This window comes from Leptolyngbya sp. BC1307 (assembly GCF_002286735.1).
GTDB lineage: Bacteria > Cyanobacteriota > Cyanobacteriia > Phormidesmidales > Phormidesmidaceae > Phormidesmis.
The window spans coordinates 16,999-35,373 of the sequence record NZ_NRTA01000027.1; the positions used below are offsets into that span (position 1 = coordinate 16,999).

15 protein-coding genes are annotated in these 18,375 nt (G+C 52.9%); 5 read left to right on the plus strand and 10 right to left on the minus strand.

Going from position 1 to position 18,375, the window contains the following annotated elements; all coding sequences use genetic code 11:
* Positions 1–33: 33 nt before the first annotated feature.
* The 4 genes from dapA (at position 34) to CKL79_RS14515 (ending at position 7,111) form a co-directional block, all read left to right on the plus strand.
* Positions 34–999, plus strand: a complete 966-nt coding sequence (dapA, locus tag CKL79_RS14500; RefSeq protein WP_121970298.1) for a 4-hydroxy-tetrahydrodipicolinate synthase — start codon at positions 34–36, stop codon at positions 997–999.
* A gap of 592 nt (positions 1,000–1,591) precedes the next feature.
* A complete protein-coding gene (locus CKL79_RS14505; RefSeq protein ID WP_121970299.1) occupies positions 1,592–3,415 on the plus strand; it encodes a ribonuclease J in 1,824 nt (607 codons plus the stop codon).
* Positions 3,416–4,159: 744 nt separating this feature from the next.
* Positions 4,160–6,448: an Rne/Rng family ribonuclease gene (locus tag CKL79_RS14510; protein WP_121970300.1), complete on the plus strand. Its 2,289-nt coding sequence runs from the start codon at positions 4,160–4,162 to the stop codon at positions 6,446–6,448.
* A 27-nt stretch (positions 6,449–6,475) separates the two neighbouring features.
* A complete protein-coding gene (locus CKL79_RS14515) occupies positions 6,476–7,111 on the plus strand; it encodes a ribonuclease HII (protein WP_121970301.1) in 636 nt (211 codons plus the stop codon).
* Between the two features lie 12 nt (positions 7,112–7,123).
* On the opposite strand, the gene CKL79_RS14520 is transcribed toward CKL79_RS14515, so the two are convergent.
* A complete protein-coding gene (locus tag CKL79_RS14520) occupies positions 7,124–7,675 on the minus strand; it encodes a DUF1997 domain-containing protein (protein WP_121970302.1) in 552 nt (183 codons plus the stop codon).
* Between the two features lie 75 nt (positions 7,676–7,750).
* Here CKL79_RS14520 and pheA point away from each other — a divergent pair, with 75 nt between their 5' ends.
* The gene (gene pheA / locus CKL79_RS14525) at positions 7,751–8,593 is read left to right on the plus strand and encodes a prephenate dehydratase (RefSeq protein WP_121970303.1); all 843 of its coding nucleotides are present in this window, start codon (positions 7,751–7,753) and stop codon (positions 8,591–8,593) included.
* Position 8,594: 1 nt separating this feature from the next.
* Here the strand turns inward: pheA and CKL79_RS14530 are convergent, their stop codons facing one another.
* The 9 genes from CKL79_RS14530 to CKL79_RS14570 all read right to left on the minus strand — a co-directional run bounded on the left by CKL79_RS14530 (position 8,595) and on the right by CKL79_RS14570 (position 18,121).
* A complete protein-coding gene (locus CKL79_RS14530) occupies positions 8,595–9,233 on the minus strand; it encodes an LON peptidase substrate-binding domain-containing protein (RefSeq protein WP_121970304.1) in 639 nt (212 codons plus the stop codon).
* Between the two features lie 106 nt (positions 9,234–9,339).
* Positions 9,340–9,660: a 30S ribosomal protein S10 gene (rpsJ, locus tag CKL79_RS14535; protein ID WP_121970305.1), complete on the minus strand. Its 321-nt coding sequence runs from the start codon at positions 9,658–9,660 to the stop codon at positions 9,340–9,342.
* Positions 9,661–9,810: 150 nt separating this feature from the next.
* The gene (tuf, locus tag CKL79_RS14540; protein ID WP_121970306.1) at positions 9,811–11,040 is read right to left on the minus strand and encodes an elongation factor Tu; all 1,230 of its coding nucleotides are present in this window, start codon (positions 11,038–11,040) and stop codon (positions 9,811–9,813) included.
* Positions 11,041–11,066: 26 nt separating this feature from the next.
* Positions 11,067–13,142, minus strand: coding sequence for an elongation factor G (gene fusA / locus CKL79_RS14545; RefSeq protein ID WP_121970328.1), 2,076 nt, complete (start codon positions 13,140–13,142; stop codon positions 11,067–11,069).
* 184 nt (positions 13,143–13,326) lie between these two features.
* Positions 13,327–13,797 (minus strand): 30S ribosomal protein S7, encoded by a 471-nt coding sequence (gene rpsG, locus CKL79_RS14550; RefSeq protein ID WP_121970307.1) that lies wholly within the window; start codon positions 13,795–13,797, stop codon positions 13,327–13,329.
* A gap of 414 nt (positions 13,798–14,211) precedes the next feature.
* A complete protein-coding gene (rpsL, locus tag CKL79_RS14555) occupies positions 14,212–14,592 on the minus strand; it encodes a 30S ribosomal protein S12 (protein ID WP_121970308.1) in 381 nt (126 codons plus the stop codon).
* Positions 14,593–14,818: 226 nt separating this feature from the next.
* A complete protein-coding gene (locus tag CKL79_RS14560) occupies positions 14,819–15,154 on the minus strand; it encodes an iron-sulfur cluster assembly accessory protein (protein ID WP_121970309.1) in 336 nt (111 codons plus the stop codon).
* Between the two features lie 259 nt (positions 15,155–15,413).
* Positions 15,414–15,827 carry a phosphomannose isomerase type II C-terminal cupin domain gene (locus CKL79_RS14565; RefSeq protein WP_121970310.1) on the minus strand — a complete coding sequence of 138 codons (414 nt, stop codon included), beginning with the start codon at positions 15,825–15,827 and terminating at the stop codon, positions 15,414–15,416.
* A 326-nt stretch (positions 15,828–16,153) separates the two neighbouring features.
* Positions 16,154–18,121 (minus strand): phosphodiester glycosidase family protein, encoded by a 1,968-nt coding sequence (locus CKL79_RS14570; RefSeq protein ID WP_121970311.1) that lies wholly within the window; start codon positions 18,119–18,121, stop codon positions 16,154–16,156.
* Between the last annotated feature and the right edge of the window lie 254 nt (positions 18,122–18,375).

An 18,375-nucleotide genomic window follows, 5' to 3' on the forward strand; every position in this document is an offset into this window, starting at 1 on the left:
AATAAGCCAAATCACTAGAGGCAGGCAATGAGTATGACCAATAGCACCAGTAACGCTAAGCGTGCGCCTGAATTTGGGCGAGTGCTCACAGCAATGGTGACGCCTTTTCTCCCGTCCGGAGAAGTCAACTACGCGCTGGCAGAAAAACTAGCCAGTCACCTGGTGGCTCACGGGACCGATGCTGTAGTCGTGTGCGGCACCACAGGCGAGTCGCCATCGCTCACCTGGGAGGAAGAATATGCTTTGTACAAGGCGGTCAAGCAGGCGGTCGGGCCGAGCGTAAAGGTCCTTGCAGGCACAGGCTCAAACAGCACTCAGGAGGCGATCGCCGCCACCCAAAAAGCCCAAAAGCTCGGGCTAGACGGATCTTTGCAAGTTGTGCCCTACTACAACAAGCCCCCTCAGCAGGGACTGTATGGACACTTTGAGGCGATCGCCCAAGCCGTGCCAGATCTGCCGATTATGCTTTACAATATACCTGGACGCACAAGCTGCAACCTCCTGCCTGAGACAGTCATTCAGCTGTCAAAAATCCCCAACGTCGTCGCTATCAAAGAGGCTAGTGGGAACCTTGATCAGGTCAGCGAAATCAGTAGGATGACATCCGCTGACTTTGAGATTTATTCTGGAGACGACTCTTTGACACTGCCCATGCTGTCCGTTGGGGCTGTGGGCGTCGTGAGCGTCGCTAGCCATCTAGTCGGAGACTGGCTCCAGCAGATGGTTCAAGATTTCGAAGCCGGCCAGGTCAGCGAGGCAACAGCGCTGCATCTCAAGCTTTTTCCTCTGTTTAAGGCTTTATTTACCGTTACCAGTCCGATTCCGCTAAAGGTGGCCATGACCCTACAGGGCTGGCCAGTTGGCAACTGCCGACTACCCCTTTGCGAAGGCTCCCTAGAGTTGCAAGAGCAGCTTAAAGCCATGCTTGCACAGCTGGATTTGCCCCCGGTCAACCAGCACTCAACACCAGCCCTGTCATCAGCCAGATCTGAAGACTAATCGGCAAGAGGCATTGGCGCTTCAAGTTAGCATTTGACCAATCCATTCTCAATGGCATGGTCATCGTTCAAGGAAAATCGACAGACGCAGCTTTCCTTCACAGCCTAAGAGCTAACAGTTAAAGGCATAATAAAGGCAAAATTCAGCTAAGGCGGCAGCTAGGGGCATAAAGCTCCAACTAAAGGCATAGAACCTAAGGTATAGAATCTGAGCCGCCCCGTCGCGACCGAACCACTAACTATCCCATTTAAGCGTTAAGGTAAACATCGTCCCTATCTCACAACTCACATCTCTCGAATCATCTGCACCTGTAGATTGGGGTGCGATCAAGGTCGCAGTCACCTGGGTTGTCGCTCGCTCGCTACTGTCCGTTGAAGCGGATATTTGCCCGCAGCGCCGCCGCCCAACCTATAGACAAGCTACAGACCAGAAGGCTGCTCAGAGCAAATTCTTTCAGCAAAAGCCTCTGTCCGTCTTTTCGCAGGGTCTATATCTCAATCGGTCCGTCAAATCAGCCCCGGCAAGCTGACCTCAAATAATCGCCCACAAGTTTTTCGATCATTTCATTCATCATTCAACCTAAGGAAACTACATGAGTAGAAGCATAAGTAAAAGCAAGCCAGAAAAAACCCAGTCAAAAATCCTCAAAATCATTCCACTAGGCGGACTGCACGAGATCGGCAAAAATACCTGCGTATTTGAATACGACGATGAGATTGTCCTGCTAGATGCGGGCCTTTCCTTTCCGACAGAAGGTATGCACGGCGTGAATATTGTGCTGCCGGACATTACCTACCTAAAGGAAAATCAGCACAAAATTAAAGGCATGATCGTCACCCACGGTCACGAAGACCATATTGGGGGCATCGCCTTTCATCTGAAGCAGTTCAATATTCCAGTCATTCACGGGCCGCGCCTGGCGATGGCTCTTCTGCAGGGCAAGCTCGAAGAAGCTGGCGTCTCTGATCGCACTGAGCTGCATACCGTCGGCCCTAGAGACACCGTGCAGTTTGGCAAGCACTTCAGCGCTCAGTACATCCGCAATACGCATTCGATGGCTGATAGCTTCACGATGGCTATCAAGACGCCGGTAGGAACCGTAATCCACAGTGGCGACTTTAAGGTAGACCATACCCCTGTAGACGGCGAATTTTTTGACTTCCAAAAGATTGCCGAATACGGCGAAGCAGGCGTGCTCTGCTTAATTAGCGACTCTACCAACGCCGAGATTCCGGGCAATACGCCCTCTGAGCGGGCCGTCTTCCCCAATCTAGACCGAGAATTTAACAATGCTCAGGGCAGACTCTTTGTCACGACTTTCGCCTCCTCTGTGCACCGGGTGAGCATGCTGCTAGAGCTGGCACAAAAGCACAAGCGCGATGTATTCGTCGTCGGCCGCTCTATGCTGAATGTGATTTCTCACGCCCGTGACCTGGGGTATATAAAATGCCCCGACGACCTGTTTAAGCCGCTCAACATGCTGAAGCAGTGCCCCGATGAAAAGGCCATGATCCTTACCACCGGGTCTCAAGGCGAACCGATGGCGGCGCTTACGCGAATCGCCAATCGCTCTCACCGCCAGCTCAGAATTGAAGCGGGCGACACCGTCATTTTCTCCTCTAACCCGATTCCAGGCAATACCATCAGCGTGGTTAATACCATTGACAAACTGATGCAGCAGGGCGCACGAGTCATTTACGGCAAAGATAAGGGGCTGCACGTCTCTGGCCATGGCTACCAGGAAGACCACAAACTGATGCTGGCACTGACCCGGCCTCAGTTCTTCATCCCTGTACATGGTGAGCATAGAATGCTGGTCAAACATGCAGAAATGGCGCAGCAGTCAGGGGTTTTGCCTGAAAATATAGCCATTGTGAACAATGGTGATGTAATTAAGCTGACTGCTGACAGTATGAAGGTAGACGGCAAAGTTACCTCAGGCATTGAGCTAGTCGATTCTTCGCGGACAGGTATTGTTGAACACGCAGTGCTTAAAGAGCGGCAACAGCTAGCTGAAGATGGCATTATCACTGTCTCAGCTACCGTTGACAGCAAAGGTCAACTACTGGGTGAGCCAGCGGTTAATTTGCGTGGGGTAGTCACTGTCAAAACTCAAGAGCAGTGGGAGCGCGGCATTATTCAGGTAGTAAAAAGCTCTGTGAATAACCGCTGGAAAGAAGTCGTCGAAGATGCCGATAGTGCCCAACCAACTGTGAACTGGGACGGGTTGCGATCGCGCGTAGAAGAAGACCTGCGCCGGTTTGTCCGACGTGAACTGCCCAAGCAATATCCGGTTGCCGTGCTGATGCTGCAGCACATCGATGGCCAGCAGACGAGCGCTAGCCAGCCTAGCAACGAATCAAATCACAGCGGTCCAAGACGGCGACGCTCCCTTTCGACAGCTTCGGCTTCTTGATCGCCGCCGCCAACGCACTGAAGCATCGATAGCCTCAAGCCCTAGCAACCTTGCGCGTTAGGGCTTAAGTGAGTTTTGGAGTTAGTTTTGGCTGCAGCTAGCAGCCATTCATAAACAGGGCAATCGATAGCTACATTATTTTTTATGTGTCTAAAGTTCATAAAATCACCACTGGCGCTATAATACAGCCACGGAAGCTGCTGCGAGGGGTTGAGTCAACCCTCTGCATCAGGCGTTGACCAGCGGTCAGTGCGCAGTCAGTGCCAGGTTTGAGTGACCTTTCTATGGGAGCTGTAGTCGTTTTGCCTTGTGTATCGAGGCAGTAACAGGCGGTGCCCATAAAAAGAGAAAAGCGCAGAGTACAAAGCTGTAGGAAAAATAGAAGGCAAGCTATCGCTTTAGCTGTCTTGAGCAGTATTTTTCATAAAGCCTGACGCCAAAGCCCTTAAAAGCGAAGCCTGAGAAAGTGGTCGCTGACGAGCGATCGCTATTCTGAGCAGACCCCCAGTTGGCACCTATCGAGCTACATAGCTGTGCGAAGAAGTGCCTGACATATTGTCTGACAGTGTGAGCAGCCGCTTTCAAAGCGGTGAGTTCTAGGAAGATACCTATCGCTCAGCCCATTTACCGACTTTTCTGACAGATTAATTTTTCAAGCAAGATTTAAGTTTTTTACGACCCCAGGATCCGCTAGCGGTGCAGCCGAAGACGGGCAGCCGCTGGCAGGCTTCAGAGGAATATTGAATGCCTAAGCAGATTGTTATTGCAGAGCAGCAGCGAATTTCCGCTGTTTTTTCAGAAGATCAGATTCAAGAGATCATTGTTGCTACCGGTAGCCATCAGGTTGGAGATATTTATCTCGGCACGGTAGAAAATATATTGCCCGGGATTGACGCCGCCTTTATCAATATTGGCGACGGCGACAAAAACGGCTTTATGCACGTCTCCGACCTCGGCCCACTCAAGCTCAAACGCATGGCGGGCTCCATTACCGAACTGCTGGCACCGCAGCAAAAGGTGCTGGTTCAGATCATGAAGGAGCCCACAGGTAATAAAGGGCCCAGGCTCACGGGAAAAGTGACGATGCCGGGCCGTTACCTGGTGCTGATGCCTTACGGCAGAGGTGTCAACCTATCCCGGCGAATTAAGAGCGAAACTGAGCGGAACCGCCTGCGGGCTCTCGGAATTTTAGTCAAGCCAGCCGGGATGGGGTTACTGATTAGAACCGAAGCAGAAGGAGTCTCTGAAGATGCCATCATCGAAGACTTAGAGACGTTGCAGCGGCGCTGGGAAGCGATTCAAGCCGAAGCTCTATCTACGCGCCCACCTTCGCTACTCAACCGGGATGACGACTTTATTCAGCGGGTGCTGCGCGACGTTTATAGCGACGATGTCAATCGCATTGTCACCGACACAGAAAGCGGGCTTGATAGAACTAAGCAGCACTTAGCTAGCTGGAGCGATGGCCGCGTACCGGCTGGCATCTTAACGGACTGTCACCAGGAGTCTACTCCTATTCTGGAGTACTTTCGCGTCAATGCAGCCATTCGCGAAGCGCTCAAGCCCAGAGTCGACCTGCCCTCCGGCGGATACATTATTATTGAGCCGACTGAGGCACTGACGGTTATTGACGTTAACTCGGGCTCCTTTACCCGCTCTGCGACCGCCCGCGAAACAGTGCTTTGGACTAACTGTGAAGCTGCTGTCGAAATCGCCAGGCAGCTGAGACTGCGCAATATAGCTGGCGTGATCGTCGTTGACTTTATCGACATGGATTCGCGTCGAGACAAGATGCAGGTGTTAGAGCAGTTCGGCACCGCCCTGCGCGTAGACAAATCCAGACCGCAGATCTCACAGCTCTCTGAGCTTGGGCTAGTAGAACTCACGCGCAAGCGCCAAGGACAGAATATTTACGAGCTGTTTGGCAGACCCTGCACCACCTGTGGTGGGTTAGGACACTTGGTACATCTGCCTGGCGAAGAACCGGATACCGCTGCTCAAGTATCCCCAGTGTCTTCCAGGCCGACAGCCTATAGTTCACCATCTCAAAGCTTTTCTAGTCGGCCTTCAGCCCGGGAAGATCGCGCTGTCAGCTTAGATCCTCAGGCCGAGCTGCAAGAGCTAGACTTGGTCAACCACCCTAACTATCAAGATAAAAATGGCCGGGGCAACCGGCGGCGACGGCGGGGGAGAGGAACTGACAGCTCGTCTACGCGGAGCCCTCGACCAGCGCCAGTAACCTCTGCGACCGCGACCGCCGATACCAAAGCGCCCGTCAAAGAGAAAGACAAAGACAAAGACAAGGACAAAGACGAGCGGAGCCAGCAGCGAGGTGGTAGAGCTGATAACTCAACTGATAACTGGGCTGAGGACAAATCAGAGAGTTCGGCTGAGGGCAAATCGAGCGTAGAGACCTCTACTCGTAGCAAGCGGACTCGCAATGGCCGCCGAAAGACAGAGGAACCGCCTGAGATTATCGCCGTTGAGATGACTCTAGAAGAGCAGCGGATATACGCCATGATGGGAATTTCGCCGCTGACCTTCAGTGGTCAGACGGCTGAAAATCCGCAGACCGCTGTTGTCGCAGTTGTCTTGCCAGGCGAGGCTGCTGATTTTATGGCGTCCGCAACATCGTCAGCAGAAACGGCTAGCTCCACGAAAAGAGTCATTGACCCGCCTATTCAAGCTGACGCCAAGGCTGAGGCTGACCAGGCAGACCCGATCACTGAATCTAGCACTCCCTCCCTGGATAGTTCTGAAGATGCCGATGAGGATGAAGGAACCGACAAGCCGATTACGAAGTCTGCGCCGGTGAGAAGACGGCGGCGATCGCCCAGCCAGACCGCCACAGATGCGGATGTTGAAATAGCTGATTCAGATTCTGCTTCATCGAATGGTTCAGGCGATAGTTCAGAGGCTACTGCTGCCAGCTTGGAAGCAGACAGTTCCGAGACAAGCAGCGATCCGACAGAGTCTGATCAAAACGAAACGAAGGTTGTGCGACGACGGCGGCGGCGGTCTTCGGCGAGCTAATTTCACTAGGTCGTACCGAAAACTTCTATGCGTGAGCCAACCATACCGTTAGAGCAAACTGCTGGCGTTGACGAAGTTGGCCGAGGTGCTCTGTTTGGGCCGGTAGTAGCCGCAGCAGTCGTGCTGTCGCCGGCGGCGATCGCCCCTTTAACGACCGCTGGCGTCACAGATAGCAAGCAACTCACAGCCGCCAAGCGTCAGCAGTTAGCCCTCCACATCAGGCAGATAGCTCACTGCGCGGTCGGCATGGCTTCTGCTCGCGAAATCGATCAAATCAATATTTTGCAGGCATCTCTGCTGGCGATGCGACGGGCGGTGCAGCAGCTATCTCCTGCGCCCCACCTGTGCCTGATAGATGGCAACCAGCGAGTACCGTACTTACCGATGTTGCAGAAAACTATTGTTAAAGGTGATCAGAGCGTATTGGCGATCGCCGCTGCCAGCATCATTGCCAAAGTGTGGAGAGACGAACTCATTGTCAGGATTGACCGCCGCTACCCAGGCTACGACCTCGCCTCAAACAAAGGCTACGGCAGTGCCAAACATCGCGCCGGGATAGCACTTATCGGGATTTGCCGTCAGCATCGAAAGTCTTTCCGCAGTTGTCAGGTATCTGTACCCTCACCACCATCGACTAAAGAAGCTCATAATAGTCTCCCATAACCTGATTTTTCTTCAAGAAAGGCTCGACACTTTACCTGAAGGATGTGCCGCTGCCCAAGCGCAGTAGTCATTGATCAGCTGGCGCATCAGGCGCTGCTTGAGCGTCAGCAAAATGCCATTGATAATACTGTTGCCTGTCCGCTCTAGCAGCGGACCAGGAGTGAGGCGCATTGCCTGAGGGAGATCAACACTCACCCTTAAGTTCGCCTGACCGCGCAGTTTTTTACCGGCTGACGTAGTCTGAGGCACCAGATAGCCCTGCATATTCACAGAAAACCGCTGGTTGATCGAATCTCGCCCTTTTAACTGGCAGCGATCAGAGCGCAGCCGCACAGTCTCTTCTTCCTGCCAGACTTCAATGTCACAAACAGGCTGTAGCGATAGGCCGATAAACCGGATAGGCCGCACACTGACCCGAAATAAGTTCGGATTCAGCACTTCTACCTGCTTTTTATCCATCAAAGCGTACACCAATCGATCTGCTTGACTCAGATACGCTTCGATAGAGACAGGCTGAGGGGGTACAGAAATCGTCACCGACTGAGAAGCGCTGAAGCGAACCATAACCAGGAGTGAAAAGCAATAAAAAGCAGATAAGATAACCCTAACACTCTACAGCCTTAGCAAGCTTCATTCCCTATGGCGGTTTCTATCGCTCATCTTGGCCCTAAAGGTACCTTTGCAGAATTCGCAGCCGCGACCTACGCCGATAGCTTGGGCACTCAGGCGACTGAACTCAAACCGTACCCGACTATTGCCCAAAGCCTGAACGCGACAGCTCAAAAGAAAACTGATTTTTGCGTCGTCCCCATCGAAAACTCAATTGGTGGTGGCGTCACCTTTACGCTAGATACGCTGTGGGAAATTGAAACCCTGCAAATTCAACAGGCATTCACGCTCCCGGTGCAGCACGCACTAATTTCAAGAGCGAGCAGCCTGAGTGACATCAAAACGGTTTACTCGCATCCTCAAGCGCTATCGCAGTGCTGCGGATGGTTAGAAGCTAATTTACCGGGCGCAAATCTTGTGCGGTCTAGCTCTACCGCAGAACCACTGCCCCATGTGAAAGAAAACGCATCAGCCGGGGCGATCGCCTCAAGCTGGGGAGCCAAAGTTTACGACTTGCCCATACTGGCACATCCGATTAATGACTACGCAGACAATTACACCCGTTTCTGGGTACTTGGCCAAGCGCCAGCGACTAAAGGGCAGTACACGTCTCTAGCCTTTAGCTTACTAAGCAACGAACCTGGGGCCTTACTCAAGCCCTTGCAGCTATTTTCGGCACTGAATATCAACATGAGCCGAATCGAATCTCGACCTACCAAGCGACTGCTGGGCGACTACATTTTTTTTGTAGATATCGAGGCGAGCGCGGATGCCCAGACAACACAGACAGCGCTAGAGCTGCTCAAAATACACACGGCAAAGCTCAAAATTTTTGGCAGCTATAACCTAACAGCGATTGAACGGGTATTATGAGCTACTTTAAAACGTCTTTTAGAGCGGTACGAGCCGCTAGGTTATTGCGAGTAGAGGTCAAAATCTCGGCCTCGCGCTCCAAACGGCTGAGCGTATTCTGCATCTCTAGCAGGGACTGCTGCTCGGAAGCAACGCCATGAAGCGTACTGGCAACCCAATAGGAAAGTTCCAAAGGTAGCGCTGGCGTATCTTTAGGAAACTTGATTTCTTGACTCGTCAGCTTGCCCGAAAGACGAACCACGTCTCTCAGCAGCTGGTCGACCTCATTGGCCAGAGGCTCTAGACTCTCCTCGGTCGGATCATCTTCAATCCACTCCACCAGGCCAACGCGATAGGGTGTCTCTCGCACACAGTCCAACACCCGAAAACGCTGCTGACCCAGCGTCATAATTTCCATGCGATCATCTGACGTCCGCTGATAGCGAATAATTTCTGCGCAGCAACCTACTTTGGCTATCTCTCCAGTACTCGGGTCGATCATCAGCACGCCAAAGCGGCGATCGCCCTGAAGAATCGTATTCATCAACATCCGATAGCGCAGCTCAAAGATGTGGAGCGGCAGCTGTCGGCCCGGAAAAAGTACTAGCTCGGGCAGCGGGAAAAGCGGCAGTTCGCGAACGGCAACTGAGGGGGTATCCATTGTATTCAGGGTAAATCCAAAGCACTGAGACCGTTTGTAGAGACGGTTTACAGTGCTACTGTCATTCTAACCCAAGGCTTCTACCCGTTGCCGAGAATAGCGCGCGCTAAAGCTTGACTTCAATATCTACACCAGCCGGCAAATCCAACTTCATCAGCGCGTCAATCGTTTTAGAGGAGGGCTGATAGATATCGATAATGCGACGATGAGTGCGGGTCTCGAAGTGCTCGCGAGAATCTTTGTCAACGTGAGGCGATCGCAGCACACAGTAAATCTTGCGCTTAGTCGGCAAAGGAATCGGCCCGACAGCGGTGGCATTTGTCCGGTTAGCGGTATCGACAATTTTTTCGCAAGAAGTATCTAGCAGGCGGCGGTCAAAAGCCTTGAGGCGAATGCGGATCTTCTGCTGTTGAATAGTAGTAGCCATCGAAGAATAAGCGTCCTGTGGGCGCGTTAGGTTTAGTTTTCCAGGTTCAATTGATTGGTGGGGGATTCAGAGAATTCCACCGATGATAGTTCCGAAATGCTGTAGGGACACAGCCAAGCTATGCCCCTACAGCGGATTTACGGGCTGCTCCTACTTGGTGATCTTAGAAACAACGCCAGCTCCAACTGTCCGGCCACCTTCACGAATGGCAAAGCGCATCCCCTGCTCAATGGCAATTGGGTTGATTAGCTTTACATTCATCTTGATGCGATCGCCCGGCATCACCATTTCAGCTTCGCTACCATCATCGGCGGTAAAGCTCTCAATGCTACCGGTCACGTCCGTTGTCCGCACATAGAACTGAGGCTTATAGCCAGGGAAGAACGGCGTATGACGACCGCCCTCTTCCTTATTCAGCACATATACCTCAGACTCAAACTCGGTATGAGGGGTAATGCTCTTGGGCTTAGCCAGCACCATACCGCGCTCAATGTCTTCCTTCTGAATACCCCGCAGCAGTACGCCCACGTTGTCGCCAGCCATCCCAGAATCCAACGTCTTCTGGAACATCTCTACGCCCGTCACAGTGGTGCTGCGAGTGTCGCGAATACCGACTAGCTCAACCGTTTCGCCCACTTTAACGACGCCGCGCTCAATCCGGCCAGTGGCAACAGTACCCCGACCTGTAATCGAGAACACGTCTTCTACCGCCATCAAGAAAGGCTTGTCAACTTCGCGCTCAGGCGTGGGAATGTAGGCATCAACCTCATCCATCAGCGCATGGATTTTATCAACCCATTCGTCATCACCGCGAGCTGTCGTCGGGGTAGCCACCAGCTTTTCAACCGCCTTCAGCGCAGAACCTGCGGTAATGGGGATATCGTCGCCAGGGAAGTCATAAGAACTCAACAGCTCACGAACTTCTAGCTCAACAAGCTCTAGCAGCTCTTCGTCATCGACTTGATCTTGCTTGTTCAAGAAAACGACGATGTTGGGTACACCAACCTGACCCGCTAGCAGAATGTGCTCACGGGTTTGGGGCATCGGGCCATCTGCTGCAGATACCACCAAAATAGCGCCGTCCATCTGAGCTGCACCGGTGATCATGTTTTTTACATAGTCAGCGTGGCCAGGACAGTCAACGTGGGCATAGTGACGAGCTTCGGTCTCATACTCTACGTGAGCGGTGTTAATCGTAATACCGCGCGCTTTCTCCTCAGGAGCCGCGTCAATTTCATCGTAGCGTTGGGCTTTACCGCTGCCACCAGCTGCTAGTGCCATCGTGATAGCTGCAGTCAGCGTTGTTTTACCGTGGTCAACGTGGCCAATAGTGCCAATATTGACGTGGGGTTTGCTTCTTTCAAATTTTGCGCGTGCCATGAATTTTTCTGTGTTCCTAAAACTAACTATGCGTTCCCTTTGTTTCTGGCGATGATCGCCTCAGCCACACTACGCGGAACTTCCTCGTACTGACTGAACTCCATAGAGAAGATGCCTCTTCCCTGAGTTTTGGAGCGGATGTCGGTCGCGTAACCAAACATCTCGGCCAAAGGTACCTGGGCGGCAACCTTGGTGATACCGTCGTCAGACCCCATCCCCTCAATCTGGCCGCGACGGGAGTTGAGATCTCCCATCACATCTCCGAGGAAGTCTTCTGGAGCTTCCACTTCGACCTTCATCATGGGTTCCAAAAGAACCGGAGATGCCTTCATCACTGCTTCTTTGACTGCCATAGAGCCAGCAATTTTGAATGCCATCTCCGAGGAGTCAACGTCGTGATAAGAACCATCCACCAATGTAACCTTTACATCAATTAATGGATATCCGGCTAGAATACCAGATTCACAAGCCTCTTTCATGCCTTGCTCGGCTGGGCTAATGAATTCTTTTGGGATAGTCCCCCCCACAATTTTACTGATAAATTCGAACCCAGAGCCTTGCTCAGCCGGCTCCAGCTCAATCACGACGTGACCGTACTGGCCCTTGCCGCCGCTCTGCCTGACGAATTTACCTTCTGCCTTGGCCGGTTTGACAATCGTCTCACGGTAGGCAACCTGGGGAGCACCAATATTCGCCTCCACCTTAAACTCTCGCAGCATGCGATTGACCAAGATATCGAGGTGAAGCTCTCCCATACCCGCAATTACGGTCTGGTTGGTCTCCGGGTCAATGCTAACTCTAAAGGTGGGGTCTTCTTCAGAGAGAGACTGCAGCGCCTTTGAGAGCTTCTCCATATCCTGCTTGGTTCTGGGCTCTACAGCTACCGAAATCACCGGCTCTGGAATATAGAGGGATTCCAGCACAATCGGATTGTCCGCATCGCAGATCGTATCTCCTGTGAAGGTCTCCTTCAGCCCCAGGGCCGCCCCTAAGTCGCCTGCTCGCATCTCGTCAACTTCGATCCGCTCATCGGCTTTGAGAATAATCAGCCGCGAGATTCTCTCCTTTTTATCCTTCGTAGAGTTGTATACGTAGCTGCCCTTTTTAAGCACCCCCGAATAAACTCGAATAAACGTTAACCGACCGTAGGGATCAGCCATGATTTTGAAGGCCAAAGCCGCTGCCGGGGCCTCATCGCTCGCTGCCCGGGTGCCGGTCTCACCATTGGGCAGCAAACCCTGAATAGCCGGCACCTCAGGCGGAGAGGGTAGATAGTCTACTACCGCGTCCAACAGTAGCTGCACGCCTTTATTCTTAAAGGCTGAGCCGCACAGCATTGGCACCATATTGTCTTGAATGGTCGCCTTTCGAACACCCGCCATCAGTGTCTCTGGCGAGATTTCTTCGCCCTCAAGATAGCGCTCCATCAGGGCATCGTCGGCTTCAGCGACTGCTTCTACCAGGATAGTCCGATATTCCTGAGCCTTGGCCTCTACTTCTACCGGAATATCGGTTACCTGAATATCGGTGCCCAGATCGTTGGTGTAGAGGTGGGCTCTCATGGTCACCAGGTCAACGACACCTCGAAACCCATCTTCAGCGCCAATCGGAATTTGTAAAGGCACAGCTTTAGCCCGCAGCCGATCTCTGACCTGCTCGTAGACCTTAAAGAAGTTCGCCCCGGTTCTATCCATTTTGTTGACAAAGGCGATGCGCGGCACCTTATAGCGATCAGCCTGTCGCCAAACTGTTTCAGACTGAGGCTGCACGCCGCCTACAGAACAGAACACGGCAACCACACCATCTAAAACGCGCATGGACCGCTCTACTTCAATTGTGAAGTCAACATGTCCGGGCGTATCAATGATATTGATTTGGTGATCGCGCCATGTAGTAGAGATAGCCGCAGCAGTGATGGTAATCCCCCGCTCCTTCTCCTGCTCCATCCAGTCGGTAACCGCATTACCGTCATGAACTTCACCAATTTTGTGGACGACTCCCGAATAGAAGAGAATTCGCTCTGTCGTCGTCGTCTTGCCTGCGTCAATGTGAGCGGCAATGCCAATGTTTCTAACGCTTTCTAATGGGGTTGTACGTGCCACAATCACCTCTTTGCAGATATCTACAGAGTAAAAATTATCTGCAGTAAAACTATTATAAAAATTACTGAGAAAAATTACTCAGGAAGTTTGCTGGCGTGCTCGACCGACAACGCCGCCTAATAAAGCGTCCAAAAGAAAGCGCGGTCAAAGAGTACCGCAGCATAAGGGCTTGAGCCAAACAGACTCAGTAGCGGTAGTGGGCAAATGCCTTGTTGGCCTCAGCCATACGATGGGTTTCTTCCCGTTTACGAACTGCCCCCCCGGTTTCGTTGGCCGCGTCGATCAGTTCATTAGCCAGCTTCATTGTCATGGTGCGGCCCCCTCGCGAGCGGGAGAACTGAGTCAGCCAGCGCAAAGAAAGGGCTGTACCCCGCTCTGATCGAACTTCCATCGGCACTTGATAAGTCGCGCCCCCGACCCGGCGGGCTTTGACTTCGACTAGTGGGGTGGCGTTGCGAACTGCTTGCTCGAAGACCTCAAGCGGATCGCTGCCGGTGCGCTCTTCAATCACCTTGAAGGCACCGTAAATAATTTTATTAGCTAGAGATTTTTTGCCGCTGAGCATGATTCGACGAGACATCATGCTGACCAGACGACTGTTGTATACGGAGTCCGGGGGGACGGTGCGCTTTTGAGCGGCAGAACGACGAGACATGAGGTTTTAACCCTTGTAGATAGTGTGAAAGTTTAGACAGCCAGAAGATGATTTTTTGTGCGCTTTCTTGCGCACATTTAGCGCGGTTCTCGGTGGATAAAGCAGCTCATTGCCTTCGCCCTAGCTAAACTCTGTACAAATACGCAACGAACCTGTGGACGCTGATATCGGGGAGCATCAGCATTACTCGCTTCGATCAGGTACACCAGCTGTATTGAGAGATTCAGCTTTCTCTACTTTAGGGCTCAGGGATTTAGGGCTCAGGAACTATCAGCTTCTTAACTTTTTGAAGGAATACCGACTATAGCTCAATACTGAACAGATTACCTGAGCATCGGCCGCATTCTACGTCGCTCTCATGATGGCGATTAGTGGCGATCGCGGCCCGCCCGGCACTCGATCCCTTAAGCTCCTTTAGGAAGCGGCTTTAGGCCGCTTCGCGCCATACTTAGAGCGACTCTGACGGCGGTCTTTAACGCCTGCAGTGTCCAAAGTGCCGCGAATAATGTGATAGCGAACACCCGGCAGATCTTTAACCCGACCGCCGCGAATCATGACGACCGAATGCTCCTGCAGGTTGTGGCCGATGCCGGGGATGTAGGCAGTGACCTCAAACCCAGAGGTGAGACGAACCCGGGCGACCTTTCTCAAAGCCGAGTTAGGCTTTTTGGGCGTGGTTGTATACACGCGAGTGCAAACGCCGCGACGCTGAGGACAGCTCTTAAGGGCTGGAGACTTGGTTTTTTTAGTTAGCTTGTTGCGCTCAGTGCGGATGAGCTGTTGAATCGTAGGCATATAGGGCGGGGGTAAGTTACTCCGCAAAATAAATTGACATGAGATCTGATACTATCAATTAGATTTTTACCTTGTCAATCTAACTGAGCGGATATTTAGAAATTGTTGGGCAAAAACGGCAAAAATTCGAGCTGGCAGGACTCAAAATGCTTTATTTTTTTGAGGAGCGGATTACTATCCGCTGCAAGCCGATCCGTTTACTTACTGAATGCTAACTCACTGAATGCTATAGATTTTGACCGATAGAAAAAGCATATCCACAGCGGCAGCTTTCAGTCGCCAGGGGATTGTCAAAGCGAAAAGCCCCGCCCATCAGGTCTTCAGAAAAATCGATTTTGAGATCGCGAATGTAGTCAAAGCGATCGCGCTTCACTACTAGCCGAATGTCTTCAAAATCATGGATATCGTCATCGTCCGCGACGGCATGGTCAAGCGCCAGGATATAGGCCCATTGAGCGCAGCTACTAGGCTGTAGCCCCAGCCGAAAAAGGGCGTCAGGCTGCTGCTGACGCTGACGCAGTCGGTTGATTTCTTGGCGGGCGGCGGGCGTAAGCTGAATCATCTAGAGCTGGCAGTCAGATAGTTGGCAGTCAGGAAAGGGAGGGCGATCACTGTCGCCGCTAGCAGCTCGCACAGCAAACCGAGTCACTAACACTATTATACGGGCTGATGAAGCCAGAGGAAAGTATGCGCAAAAAAGAGGGGACACTGCTTAGCATCCCCTCAGGGTCGATTGCCTATTGGCTCTTTGTCTCTACTTTTTGGACTCTGGCTTGGACAGAACTCAATAGTCCATAGCGCCGATCTTCTACAGCGCCGATCTACTTAGCATCGCGGGCGTAGTCATCCTGATAGCGAGTGATGTCGTCCTCACCAAGGTATTCGCCGTTTTGGACTTCGATGAGTACGAGCGGAATCACACCTGAATTTTCCAGGCGGTGAGTGGTGCAAGCAGGTACATAGGTAGACTGGTTGGTGCAGAGCATCATCTCTTTCTCGCCGCAGGTGACCTTAGCCGTCCCGGAGACGACGATCCAGTGCTCGCTGCGGTGGTGGTGCATTTGCAAGCTGAGGCGGTGACCGGGCTTAACTTCAATGCGTTTGATTTTGTAGCCCTGACCCTCTTCTAAGACGGTAAATGAGCCCCAGGGTCGAAGTTCAGTTGCGGCCACGCCTTCAAAGCTTTTGGTATCGGCGGGCTTGGCGGGCTTGGTGCGTTCTTGAGTTTGAACCATGATAGTCTTGCTCTCCTTAGGTTAAAGACTGTAGGAATATAGCTGAGATAAATACGGCGCTGAAAGCTGAGAAAAGGGTAATGGGTCTCATGGCAGTCTTGTGGCTAAGAGCGCCAAGCTGCTAGTTATTCACTCTAAAATCTTCAATGCTGGTTGATTCTAACAGCGCCCTTCCCCTGTCTGTAAAGTGGCGAAAGCGACGAAAGGGCATTCTCTATCGAGTCTTCATCCGCATTAACTCAGATTAAAGCCGGGATGAACCGCTGCGTTAGCCAGAGGTATTACCGAGACCTGCCTGACCGACATCAAACTCTATCGACCTAACTCTATCGACCTAAGATGAATAGCCCAATGCCGTTATTGACCCTGGCAGCAGTACGGGGCGACCGATTGAGCAGCTGACCACCCAGGTAAAAGCTAGAGGAGCTGCCGCCATCTAGATTAAGGGCATCCACAGCGCCGAGCTGCTGCATGATTTGTGCGGTTTCGGCTAAAGTCGGCCCTCGCCCGCCGACCCGGTCATGCATGGTAGCGACAATCCAGGTGCCGTCTGCGGTTTTACCCACAGCGGTACGGGGCGCAGCCCCCTGGATAAAGTTTGTGCTAAAGCCTTCTAGCTGGGGGTCAAGAACGATATTGCGATCGCGAATCAGCAAAGGGCCGCCGCCGATCACATTTGGATATTGGTCAAACACCGATGGCTGGCTCTGGCTCGCTAGGGCCAGTCTTGCGCCCGGCGCAAAGCTACCAGCGGCACTGCTGTTGCTGCGCAGCGTCAGCAGGTAGCCGTCGGTAGGGATCGGTACGCTACCGGTACCGGCCTTGCCTAGAGTCTGCTGAGCAGCGACGGTGTCATTGCGAACAGTCACCACAATTTCGTTATCGACAATCGGCGTGTAGGTAGCTCCCCAGTCAGACGTGTAGCGCCCGACACCCGCTCGGACGTAGCCGCTATTGAGCGTGAGCACGGGTAAGGCTTGACCAGACGCTGTAGTCACCACTTCCGAAAGCGCCAACCGATCCATGACTAAGTCGCCTTGGTCATTCCAGGCCATCGCGCCTCGCCCTAAAATGGGCCCAGAGATCCAGCGTCCGCCGCTGCGAACTGCGCCGAGCGGCAGTTGATTGTTGCGGTTAAAAAAGCCAGCGTTGACCGCGCCGGATACGCCCTGCCGCTGCGCCATGGACAGCAGCGGCTCAATGCCGATCGCGCTGTTGGGCGCTGCGCTGATGGGCCGAAGGGCGAGCGTTGCCGGATTAGGCCGGGTCACAAACATGTATACGGGGAAGCGATCGCGGCCCACTGTAATGTATTGCTGCCGCCAGCGCAGACCCGGTGCCCAGGCGATATCTCGCTCGACCATGGCATCCTGGCGAATGTCGATGACGACTCGGGAGGGGTTACCCGTAGACCAAATTTGAGGACTCGCGCCGTCTTTTGTTTTGATTTTAATGACGGTACGGCCACTCAAAGCCGCCACGTCTAGCTGAGTCAGCAGGTTGCCCGGCATTGCCCTAAACGCAGACACCATCTGCGGGGTGATTGCCCCGTCAATCGTCACGGTATAGACATCGGCGGCTTCCATCTGCCAGGTAGCCGGGCCTGTGAGATCGACAACGACGCGATCGCCCCAGGTTTGCCGGCCCTGCCTGACCCCATTAACCCGACTTTGAGGCAATGTAAGGTCTAGCGTAGTTCCCGCTGCCTGAGCTGTCCAACCCGCGCTGGCGACCAGATTGGTAATGTCTATGTAGCGATTAGTCGCATCCCACCAGGCAGGCAGAAGCAACGGGGTAGACTGCGTCGGGAACCAGCGAACGGGCTGCTGAGCGGGGTCTGTCGTACTGAGTAACTCAACCCCCATCAGACTGGTCAGGCTGCCGCTAGAGATACCGATACGACCGTTCTTCTGCTGCCAAAAACCAGTGAGTGCTTGACCATTGAGGCGGATGCGATTGCCCGACAGCTCTGCCCGGGTATCGTCGGCTCTGGCGACCGGCTGAAATGACTCTATTGGCTGCAGACGGCCCAGGCCAGGCATCACACCAGCACTTAAGCCAGCACTGGGTGAAGCCATTTGGCTGGGGCGATCGCCTGAACGCCCGCTCAGCCACCAACCGGCTGGCGCTGAGCGGAGACCCACCGAACTCACCACGGCCCAGCCAAGGCTGGTGAGCAAGCTCAGAGAAATTACCCGGCCTAACAACAGCCGCTTAGGTCGCCGAGCTTGCTGAGAAGAACGCTGGCCCGGCGAGCGCCGCGACCGGATCGGTCTGTGACGAAGAGATTTCATTAATTCTTTGAGGGAGATAGCTAAGTAGAGCCGCTAAGCAACTTACTTAACCCCGCTTTCCTTAATTTCTAAATTGGCTGCGCTTTTGACCTGGTATACCCATTTTCATATCAATAGATATCACTGAGACAGCGCCTTTGTATTCTACGAATTTGGCTCAGAGGGCACAGCCCAGTTCTGCCAGTGATTTTATTGTCAACATAGCGATCGCCGACCAAGATTCAGTCTTGCCGGGTCTCCCGCGACTCTATTTC